Source organism: Mesorhizobium sp. CNPSo 4689 (genome assembly GCF_057784325.1).
On sequence record NZ_JBWLUZ010000019.1, the window covers coordinates 91,714 to 101,258 of the forward strand.

Annotated in this window: 11 protein-coding genes; 6 read left to right on the forward strand and 5 right to left on the reverse strand. The window is 62.8% G+C overall.

Annotation, left to right across the window (positions count from 1 at the left end; translation table 11 throughout):
- Positions 1-9 precede the first annotated feature (9 nt).
- Both AC04SI_RS21965 and AC04SI_RS21970 read right to left on the reverse strand, forming a co-directional pair.
- Positions 10-1,059, reverse strand: a complete 1,050-nt coding sequence (locus AC04SI_RS21965) for a glycosyltransferase family 2 protein (RefSeq protein WP_404280839.1) — start codon at positions 1,057-1,059, stop codon at positions 10-12.
- The gene (locus AC04SI_RS21970) at positions 1,056-1,982 is read right to left on the reverse strand and encodes a lysylphosphatidylglycerol synthase domain-containing protein (protein ID WP_404280840.1); all 927 of its coding nucleotides are present in this window, start codon (positions 1,980-1,982) and stop codon (positions 1,056-1,058) included. The genes AC04SI_RS21965 and AC04SI_RS21970 overlap by 4 nt, the downstream gene beginning before the upstream one ends.
- A gap of 442 nt (positions 1,983-2,424) precedes the next feature.
- Between AC04SI_RS21970 and AC04SI_RS21975 the strand changes: the two genes are divergently transcribed.
- On the forward strand, positions 2,425-2,994 hold the full coding sequence (locus AC04SI_RS21975) for a DUF995 domain-containing protein (RefSeq protein ID WP_404280843.1): 570 nt from the start codon (positions 2,425-2,427) through the stop codon (positions 2,992-2,994).
- Positions 2,995-3,203: 209 nt separating this feature from the next.
- Here AC04SI_RS21975 and galE read toward each other — a convergent pair whose 3' ends face one another.
- Positions 3,204-4,190, reverse strand: a complete 987-nt coding sequence (galE, locus tag AC04SI_RS21980; protein WP_404280846.1) for a UDP-glucose 4-epimerase GalE — start codon at positions 4,188-4,190, stop codon at positions 3,204-3,206.
- On the reverse strand, positions 4,187-5,227 hold the full coding sequence (locus tag AC04SI_RS21985; RefSeq protein ID WP_404280849.1) for a UDP-glucuronic acid decarboxylase family protein: 1,041 nt from the start codon (positions 5,225-5,227) through the stop codon (positions 4,187-4,189). Before AC04SI_RS21985 ends, galE begins: the two co-directional genes overlap by 4 nt.
- A gap of 333 nt (positions 5,228-5,560) precedes the next feature.
- Here AC04SI_RS21985 and AC04SI_RS21990 point away from each other — a divergent pair, with 333 nt between their 5' ends.
- Positions 5,561-5,935 carry a hypothetical protein gene (locus tag AC04SI_RS21990; RefSeq protein WP_404280851.1) on the forward strand — a complete coding sequence of 125 codons (375 nt, stop codon included), beginning with the start codon at positions 5,561-5,563 and terminating at the stop codon, positions 5,933-5,935.
- Between the two features lie 314 nt (positions 5,936-6,249).
- Here the strand turns inward: AC04SI_RS21990 and AC04SI_RS21995 are convergent, their stop codons facing one another.
- On the reverse strand, positions 6,250-6,438 hold the full coding sequence (locus AC04SI_RS21995) for a hypothetical protein (protein ID WP_404280853.1): 189 nt from the start codon (positions 6,436-6,438) through the stop codon (positions 6,250-6,252).
- 85 nt (positions 6,439-6,523) lie between these two features.
- Here AC04SI_RS21995 and AC04SI_RS22000 point away from each other — a divergent pair, with 85 nt between their 5' ends.
- The 4 genes from AC04SI_RS22000 (at position 6,524) to AC04SI_RS22015 (ending at position 9,263) form a co-directional block, all read left to right on the forward strand.
- Complete coding sequence (locus AC04SI_RS22000) at positions 6,524-7,183, forward strand: TetR/AcrR family transcriptional regulator (protein WP_404280855.1); 660 nt, start codon at positions 6,524-6,526, stop codon at positions 7,181-7,183.
- Between the two features lie 8 nt (positions 7,184-7,191).
- The gene (locus AC04SI_RS22005; RefSeq protein WP_404280857.1) at positions 7,192-7,809 is read left to right on the forward strand and encodes a hypothetical protein; all 618 of its coding nucleotides are present in this window, start codon (positions 7,192-7,194) and stop codon (positions 7,807-7,809) included.
- Positions 7,806-8,672: a 23S rRNA (adenine(2030)-N(6))-methyltransferase RlmJ gene (locus AC04SI_RS22010; protein WP_404280859.1), complete on the forward strand. Its 867-nt coding sequence runs from the start codon at positions 7,806-7,808 to the stop codon at positions 8,670-8,672. Before AC04SI_RS22005 ends, AC04SI_RS22010 begins: the two co-directional genes overlap by 4 nt.
- A gap of 138 nt (positions 8,673-8,810) precedes the next feature.
- Positions 8,811-9,263, forward strand: coding sequence for a hypothetical protein (locus tag AC04SI_RS22015; RefSeq protein ID WP_006202602.1), 453 nt, complete (start codon positions 8,811-8,813; stop codon positions 9,261-9,263).
- Positions 9,264-9,545 lie beyond the last annotated feature (282 nt).

The window sequence follows — 9,545 nt, forward strand, 5'->3', positions numbered from 1 at the left end:
GCGATCGGGTCACCGGCTGGGGCGATACCAGCCGTCGCCTTCATTTTCACCGGGCGCCGATTGCGGACGCGCGACATAGGCCGACGACCCGTTCGCCTCGTGATAGACGCGCGCCAGCATTTCCGCCAGCACGCCCGACGTCACCATCTGCACCCCGGCGATGAGCAGGAAGAAGCCGGTGAACAGCATCGGGCGCGTTCCGATGTCCTGGCCGAAAAACAGCTTCAGGCCGAACAGATAGGTAAGGATCAGCGAGCCCAGCGCGCCCAGCACGATGCCGATGCCGCCGAAGAAATGCCCGGGCCGCGTGCGATAGCGCATGAAGAAATACATGAAGACCAGATCGAGGACGACCCTGAAGGTGCGCGAAATGCCGTACTTGGACTGGCCGTGGATCCGCGCATGGTGCGTCACCACTTCCTGCGCGATGCGCCGTGGTGTCGTCACTGTGGCGAGCCAGGCCGGGATGAAGCGGTGCATCTCGCCATAGAGCCTGACGCTGCGGATGACGTTGCCGCGATAGACCTTGAGGCTGCAGCCATAGTCCTTGAGGCGCACGCCGGTGACGCGCGCGATCAGCGAGTTGGCGATGCGCGAAGGCAGCCTGCGCATCAAAAGCCCTTCCTGGCGGTCCTTGCGCCAGCCGACCACCAGGTCGAGATCCTCGGTCAGCAGCCGGTAGACCATGCGCGGGATGTCGAAGGGGTCGTTCTGCAGGTCGCCGTCGATCGTGGCGATGACCTCGCCGCGTGCCGCGTCCATGCCTGCCTGCATCGCCGCCGTCTGCTTGTAGTTGCGCACCAGCTCGACCGCATGCACATGCGGGCCGTAATGCGCCGCCAGGCGCTTGATCTCGCCTGGCGTCGCGTCGGTGCTGCCGTCGTCCACCAGCACTACCTCCCACGGTTGGCTGTAATGCTCCATCGCCTGGTGAATGCGCGCCAGCAGCGGCTCGACGTTTTCGGCCTCGTTGTACATGGGAACGACGATCGACAGCGTGTGGTCCGGCATGACCGCGCCCTCGGGCAGTCCCGAAGCGGGGATGGGCAATACGTTCATGGCGATGACTTTCTTGCAGAGCCGACGGCCGGGTTTCCCGGCACGGTCGATTTCGAGGGGAACAGCCATGCGATCGCGCCCGTCGCGATGGCCGAGCAGAAGATGAACAGATGCAGTGCCAGCGCCGCCTGCAGGCCACTCTTGATGGCAATGCCGGAATAGAGCAGCGCAGCCGCCGCTCCCGCCTCATAGGTGCCGAAGCCGGCGACGCCTTGCACTGGAAGAATGGCTGCGGCCTCGGCGCCGACGGTCCCGGGAAAGGCAGTCTGGAAAGACGTGCCCAGCAGCATGGCCAGCAGCCAGCCCTGCACGGCAAGCTTCAGCGCCCAGTTGGCGACCGTCCACCACCAGCCGTAGCGCGACCGCCCAGTCGCCTCGGTGAAAATGTCGCGCAGCATGCCGAGCTTCGCAACGATCCTGCCGCGTGCCGCCCAGTCATGCGGCGCGCGCGCCCATCGCGGTAGATACCAGGCGGCCGCGATCAGCGCCGCGATCCCCGCCGCCCTCAGCGCGGGATTGAGGCCCGGCCACACCAGGCAGGCGAGCACGCCAACGACGAAGGCGTCCTGCAGCCTGAACCACAGCAGCGAGGCGCTGGCGCGCATGAGCGGTATGCCGAAGACCTGCCGCAACAGCAGTGGAAAGGCGGTCTCGCCGCCGCGGAAGGGCACCACGTTGATCATGGCATTGTGGATCAGAATGACGCGCAGGCAGGCGCCGAAACGGCCGTTCACCTCGTCGCGGAACTCGTCGCAGACGCGCAGCGCCCGCAGCACATAGGTGACGAACAGCGCCAGCGCGACAGCCGCGAATGCGCCGGGTGTGATGCTGGCGAAGGCATCGCCGACCATCTTCCAGCGCGAGTCGCTGGCGAGCCAGGCCAGCAGCGCCAGCGTCACAGCAATCGAGACTATTCTTTTCAACCAATTCTCCGCCGCTTGCGCGGGCCTATAGTGCTCGGCGGCGCCGGACCCATTGTTTTGCTGCACCCGTACCCCGCACTGCTCGTTTGTTGAGTGCACTGGCAGATCCGCGGAAGCAACCATGAGCCTCGACGTTTTCGGCCGCGTTGAAGTGTGGCGGTCTTATAGATCACCAGACTACGCGAATCCACCAACTTGGTCGTCGACGGATTTGGGGCATGCCGACGGGGCGTCGACAGTATCGGCATGCACCGCAAATCCTTGATTTTGCAGTCTGTCACGAGAGTTCGCCACGTTCGCGACCGGCCTTCCCGGAAAGGTTGACATCGTTCTTCGCGCGGCGATTAATAGTGTGCAGGTAGTAACGGCAGTGCCTTGCAATCCCCGGGCACTTCCAGGAAATATTCGGCCAACTCCGCCCCATTGAGAAGCGAATACCGAAATGCGATCGCTCGCCATGACAACCAAAAGGGGATCTGGGGCGCAACCCCATCGCCGTGCCGCATCCCTAGCGCCCCTCCTGGCCATCTGCTGTCAGATTGCGCTTCTCGGAACCGCGAATGCGGCCGCCAAGGACAAAGCGCCTGCGGAGGCAGATGCCTCGGCCACTGTTCCGTCCGCCTATGAGCTGCAAGTTCTTTACCAGAACCGCACCTGGGTCTGGAAGGATGGCGCGGCCTACTTTGCCAAGGACAACAGGCGCCTGCAGGCCTGGACGTCCCAGGACTCGGCGTGGGTCGCGGAAGGCAGGTGGTTGGTCACAAAGGACGGCAAGATGTGCATGGAAGCCGCCTGGCGGTCCAAAGACTACGCCGGCAAGCTTGGGCGCACATGTTTTAGCCACCGTATCAACGGCGGCAACATCGAGCAGCGCAAGGATCCGGATGGGCGGTGGTACAGCTTCAAACACTCTGCCGAAGAACCCAGCGACGAGTACAAGAAATTCGAGCAAGGCGACACCAGAGGCGCGCAATTCGAAGAGACCCGCAAACTGGTCGATTCCAAGAGCTAGCCCCCGGCTGGAATAAGGCATTGGATCAAGCATAAATCAGGCTCGCTGAGACTAAAGCCCTCACTCCAGCTCAGCGAGCCCTCGCCCCGACAAGCTACATACAGGGACGACAACCAGCCTTGCGGGCTGGTATTTCTGACCGGCGCATTTCACGTGCCATGCGGCCCATAAGGCCGTGGCAAGTACCGGGAAAAACCATTGCAGTGACATCATCGGACTGCCTCCAGCCCGAAGAAGGGCGCGGCCGTCCTGACGATCGTATCGATGTCGGAAAGTTCCGGCACGAAGCCTAGATGTTCGCGTGCGTTGACCGGGTCGGCATAGAGCTCGGCCGGGTCCCCCGGTCGCCTGGTCCTGTAGACAGCCGGAACCGATTTCGAGGTCATGCGGCTGACCGCCTGCAGGATCTCCTTGATCGACACGCCGCGGCCGGTGCCGAGATTGACCGACAGGTTTTCGCCGCCGGCCTCGAGATGCATGAGCGCCTTGAGATGCGCGCGGGCGAGGTCGCTGACATGGATGTAGTCGCGCACGCAGGTGCCGTCCGACGTGTCGTAGTCGGTGCCGAAAACCTCGATCTCGTCGATCATCCCGGACGCGGCCATCAGCACCCTGGGAACGAGGTGGGTTTCGGGTGTGTGCCACTCGCCGAGCTCGCCGTCGGGATCGGCGCCGCAGGCGTTGAAGTAGCGCAGGATCGCGTATTTCATCCCGTAGGCCGCCGCGTAATCGCCGATGATCTGCTCGCCCATCAGCTTGGTCCGGCCATAGGGGCTGATCGGATTTTGCGACGACGTTTCGCGCACCGGCAATGCTTCGGGCACGCCATAGGTTGCGCAGCTGCTCGAGAAGATGACGTTCTGGATGGAGCCTGCGCGCGCCGCGTCGAGCACGGCGATGGTGCCGGCCACATTGGTCGAATAGTATTCGGCCGGCTCGCGGACCGACTCGCCGACATATGCGAGCGCCGCGAAGTGGATGATCGCCTTCGGCCGGTAGGTCGCGATCGCCTGCCGCAGCGCCTCGCCGTCGCGGATGTCACCGACGACGAGCGGGCCCCAGGCGACGGATTTCTCATTGCCGCGGCTAAGATTGTCGTAGACCACGGGCAGGTAGCCGGCGGCCGATAGCAGCTTGCAAGTGTGGCTGCCGATGAAGCCGGCCCCACCGGTCACCAATATGGGGCGGCGTGTCATGACATCGCGGCCTCCTTAACGGGCCGGCTGCCGTAGATCAGGGTGTCGAAATACTCCACCGTGTGCGCCAGGCCCTGGCTCAGGCTGACCTGCGGCTCCCAGCCGAGATGCTGCCTGGCGAAGGAAATGTCGGGCTTGCGCTGCCTGGGATCGTCGACCGGCAGCGGCCGGTGCACGATCTTCGAGCGGGAATTCGTGTAGTCGATGACCAGCCTGGCCAGCTCCATGACGGTGAATTCGACGGGATTGCCGAGATTGACCGGATGCGCTGGCGCATTGGGGGCATTCATCAGCCGGATGAAGCCTTCGATCAGATCGTCCGCATAGCAGAACGAGCGCGTCTGCAGGCCGCTGCCGTAGACGGTCAGGTCCTCGCCGCGCAATGCCTGGACGATGAAATTCGACACCACGCGGCCGTCATCGGGCTGCATGCGGCGGCCATAGGTGTTGAAGATGCGGGCGACGCGCACATCGATGCCGTAGGTTCGCGAATAGTCGAAGAACAGGGTTTCGGCCGAGCGCTTGCCTTCGTCGTAGCAGGATCGCGGGCCGTGCGTGTTGACGTTGCCGAAATAACCTTCGGGCTGCGGATGCACCAGCGGGTCGCCATAGACCTCGGAGGTGGACGCCTGGAATATCTTGGCGTTGTGCCGCCGGGCAAGTTCCAGGAGGTTCAGCGAGCCGAGTACGCTCGTCTTGAACGTGTGGATCGGGTCGGCCTGGTAATGTGGCGGCGATGCCGGGCAGGCGAGGTTGTAGATTTCGTCGACCGGGAGGTCGCGGGGCAGCGGATCGATGATGTCGTGCTCGATGCACAGGAAGCCCGGATCGCGCTGCAGGACGTTGAGATTGTATCGCTTGCCGGTGTGGAAATTGTCCACCGCGATGACTTCGTAGCCATCGCGCAGCAGCCGCTCGCACAGATGCGAGCCTAGAAAACCTGCGCCTCCGGCGACCAGAGCGCGGCCGCGATTGAAACTGCCGCCCCGCCGGCCGGTCCCCACACCGGGCTTCAGAACCTTGATCACTTTACTCATGGCATCCCCCTTACGCGCCCCAAACGCTACCCCGAGGCCGGGACAAAGCTTCGCCCGGCCACGTCCCAAAGAACGTGGCGAAAACCTCCGCTCGCGCGGAATCGCCATCAATGATGTGCGTAAATAGTCTGAGTTAGCGGAGATCGTGCCGCACGGCTTATTGGCTGCCGCTCAGCATTCAATACCCCTGAATCGCGACCACGCGTCTGGTTGCCACCATCGCGGATTGCTCGCCCAAATTGCACACCCAACGCAGATAAAAATATACCTGTGGACAACATAGTCAACTAAATTAGAGATTCGTTAACCGTATTCATTGGCGAGTGGTTAATCATGGGCGAGGTCGACCGTCTCTCCCTCGGTGCAAGCATCGCATTGGCAGGAGACCTGGAAGACGGAAGTGGTTGGTGCGCATTTGCCAGGCTTGCAAAGCAGCGCCTGAAAATTCGCCAGGGGAAGTCAAGGTTTGGCGACTTTCGTGCATGGAAGAGTTTCCAGATACGCCCCCGGCGGCGCGCGATCTGCTTGGGAAATGATAAAATTTTAAATATTCTCGGCCGGGGTCTGGCTTTGGACCCGCAGGAAGCAGTGCGATTGCTGCCCGAAACCGCTCGGGCTGCAAATATGCGTGGCGGCTCCGAGGTATGGGTTCATGCGCTTTTTGGTGATCGGGCGGGCCACAGGTCTGGTTTGAATTTTGGGATATGACTTCACGCTGACCAAAGCTGCGCTTCCGGTTTGAGATGAGTTGAAAGAAAACAATTCGCCTGAAGTAAAGTATTGTCGCCAAGATGTCGCCAGAAAGCTCCCCATGACGAGCGCTCTGTACACAAATCTATTCACGCTGTCGAAATTTAACCTGCATTGGCGGCCTCTGTGCTGCTCATGAACTTCGCGCATCAAAAAACCCCTCATTCAATCACATGCGGGGCCATACCCCGGATCATTGGGCAGGCGCTGACACATTCCATTATGCCGAGGTCGGTTATTTTAGCGATAGCTGTTTGATCGAAATGCAACGTTTACGGGAACTGCTTCACGAAGCTTGGCACGCCGCTCGACTGGATGTCCTCGATGGCAGCGTCATAGTCGTCGGCCTGGGCAGGTGCGGCGGCCAGCGTCAGGGTGAGTGCGCAGGCAGCGGCAAGCACGGATGCGGACGCATAGCGAAGGCAGGAATGCGCGGATGAAACTATGAGATAGGCAGACATCGTTTTCTCCTCTGGTGTTTGTTAGCCTTACGATGTAAGGTAATGCGGAAAATTAATCTTACAGTGTAAGTTGTCAAGCGGCACCATGGACTCATCGATCAAGAAAAAGCGAACGCGCGGGCGGCTGTCCCGCGAGATGATCGAGGATGCGGCTTTCGGGGTGATCGAGAGGGAGGGCCTTGCCGGCTTTTCGATGCGCAAGCTGGCGGCCGACCTCGGCTGCGAGGCGATGAGCATCTATCACCACTTTCCGTCGCAGGCGCATCTGCACGAAGCCTTGGTCGACCGGCTGATCGGCTCGCTCGAAATGCCCGACGCCGGTCTGCCCTGGCGGCAAAGAATGCACATCGCCATGCACGACTTCCTCCGTATCGGCAGCGAGCATCCGGCCTTCGCGCCGTTCCTGGTCACCTACCGGATGAATTCGCCGACTTGCCTCGCCTGGCTGAGTGGCATCCTCGGCCTGTTCGAGGCCGGAGGCTTCGGTCCCGAACTGAGCGCGCGGCTGTTCCGCACTGTCGGCTACTATCTGATGGGTGCGATCCTCGACGAGACCGCCGGCTATGCCAAGGGCCCGTCGGCGGTCACCACCGTCAGCGACGAGCAGCTGGCGCGGGATTTCCCGAATGTCGCCGCCGCCGGGCGCTATTTCGGCGCCGCCGATTTCGACCGGACATTCGATCTCGGCCTCGATATGCTGCTCGACGAGATGGAGCGCGCCCTTGGCGGCGCCAATTCGAGGTAGCCTGGCGCATGCGCTTTCTGTTTGTTCTGATCCTGCTCGCCGGGGCCGCCATCGGCGTCGCCTATCCCTGGGCGATGAGCAACTTCTCCGGCCATGAGATCGGCACCTGGCGGGTCTATGAGAAGGGCCGGTTCAGGCCGGTGACAGTGCCGCTTGCCGCAAGCGACGCGCCGGTCAGGGTGCTGGTCGACCTGACCGCAAGGGTCGAGCGCATCGTCTCGCAGCAGCGCACCGTGCTGACGCTGACCGCCGCGGCCGGCGGCCGCACGGCGCTCGCCTCGACGCTGCAGTTCAACCATACCGACAATCCGCGCCAGCCCAGCCCGCAATCGCCGGACAAGATCTTTCGCGACGAGGCGGGCGTGATCGAGACGGTCAGCCCTGGCGCCTACCTGTTCACCGTCGGCCCTGGCGATGCCGAGAACATTCCGATGCGCGCGGTCGACCTCGTGCTGCGCGCCGGCGCCGGCGAGATCGACAACCGCGCGCGGCCGGTCGGCTTCTCGCTGATGGCGGCCGGCCTGATCGGGCTGGTTCTGGCGATGGTCATTGGTCGTGGCGGCGGCCGGCCGGAGAACCCGAACTCGCAGCCGCCACCGCCGCGCTGGGGCAGGGGCTCGAAGTGAACTACCGCCACGCCTACCATGCCGGCAACTTCGCCGACGTCGTCAAGCATGTCGTGCTGACGCGGCTGCTCGAATATCTCAAGCAGAAGGACAAGGCGTTCCGCGTCATCGACACCCATGCCGGCATCGGCCGCTACGATCTGTCGTCGACGGAGGCGCAGAAGACCGGCGAATGGCAGGGCGGCATCGGCAGGCTGATCGGCGTAAACCTGGATGCCAAGGCAGCCGCCCTTCTGGCGCCCTATCTGGAGGCGGTTCGCGCGCTCAACCCCGACGGCGGCCCAGATGGCGGCATAAAAAAATATCCGGGCTCGCCGCTGATCGCCAGGCATCTGCTGCGCAAGCAGGACCGGCTGACAGCGATCGAATTGCATCCCGACGATGCGAACCGGCTCAAAGCGGTCTTCGCCGGCGATTTTCAGGCGAGGGTGATCGAGCTCGACGGCTGGCTGGCGCTCGGCGCGCAATTGCCGCCGAAGGAAAAGCGCGGCCTGGTGCTGATCGATCCGCCATTCGAGGCGGTGGGCGAATTCGACCGTCTGGTCGACGGGTTGGTCAAGGCCCACAAGCGCTGGCCGGGTGGCATCTATGCGCTGTGGTATCCGATCAAGGACCGCAAGGCGGTCATCGCCTTCAGGAAGGCGCTCAAGCAGACAGGCATCCCGAAGCTGCTCGACATAGAATTCGAGATTAGGCCGGCCTCGTCGGAGCCCAGCCTCGACGGCAGCGGCATGGTGGTGGTCAACCCGCCCTTTACGCTTGAGGGCGAGTTGCGCCTTCTGCTGCCGGCCCTGCACAGATTGCTCGTGGTCGGGCGACCGGCGGACTGGTCGCTGCGCTGGCTCGCTGGGGAAGCGGGGTAAGGCGGCAGCGGTTTCCCGCCTTGCGAAGCCATCTCTGGCGGATGGCGAGTTCGAAGCTGGAAACCATCATCATCACAACCGCTTGACCGCCGACCGGCGAATCCGCACAGTGCGCGCAATCGACCTTGAGAGGCTGTCATGACTCGCTTCGCCAAATCCGCCCTTGCCGCACTGATTTCGCTTTGCACGCCGCTCGCCACCTCGCTCGGCTTCACCCAGGCGGCGCACGCCGCCGATCTTTCCGTCTATTCCGACGAGGACGGTGGTGTATGCGGCGAGGCCTGGGTGCTGAACAAGATCACCAGCCGCTTTTCCTACCAGGTGCGCCACGTGCCGCATCTGCCGGATGTCGCGATCACCGATTTCCGCCGCATCCACCAGCACCGCTATCTGCCGGCCAGCGAACAATGGCCGATTGGCCGCCGCTATTGCGGCGCCACGGTCGCCCTGTCGGACGGCCACGACCGCACCATCTGGTACCTGATCGAGGAAGGGCAAGGTTTCGCCTCGATCGGCGACAATGTCGAATTCTGCGTCGCGGGCTTCGACCGCTGGATGGTCTACAACGGCCGCTGCCGCGTCCTGCGCTGAACGCAGCTTTCCGATCCCGGACATTTTCGCGCCTGCGGCCAGATCGGTCGCGGGCTTTTCGGCCTGGCATGTTGCCGGCAGCAGCCCTGTCGCGAAGATCCTGACTTTTCCTTCTATCGCCGGCCGGCAAATCGGCTAGAGCGGAATGAATTGAGGCTGAATCGGCTGGGATTCCCTAAGGCTTGGAAATCTGATTCAACGTGCTGGCTGGACAAGGAGGCCGGCACGGATGGGCAAGCCTTACTCGATGGATCTTCGCACCCGGGTTGTCGCGTCTGTTGA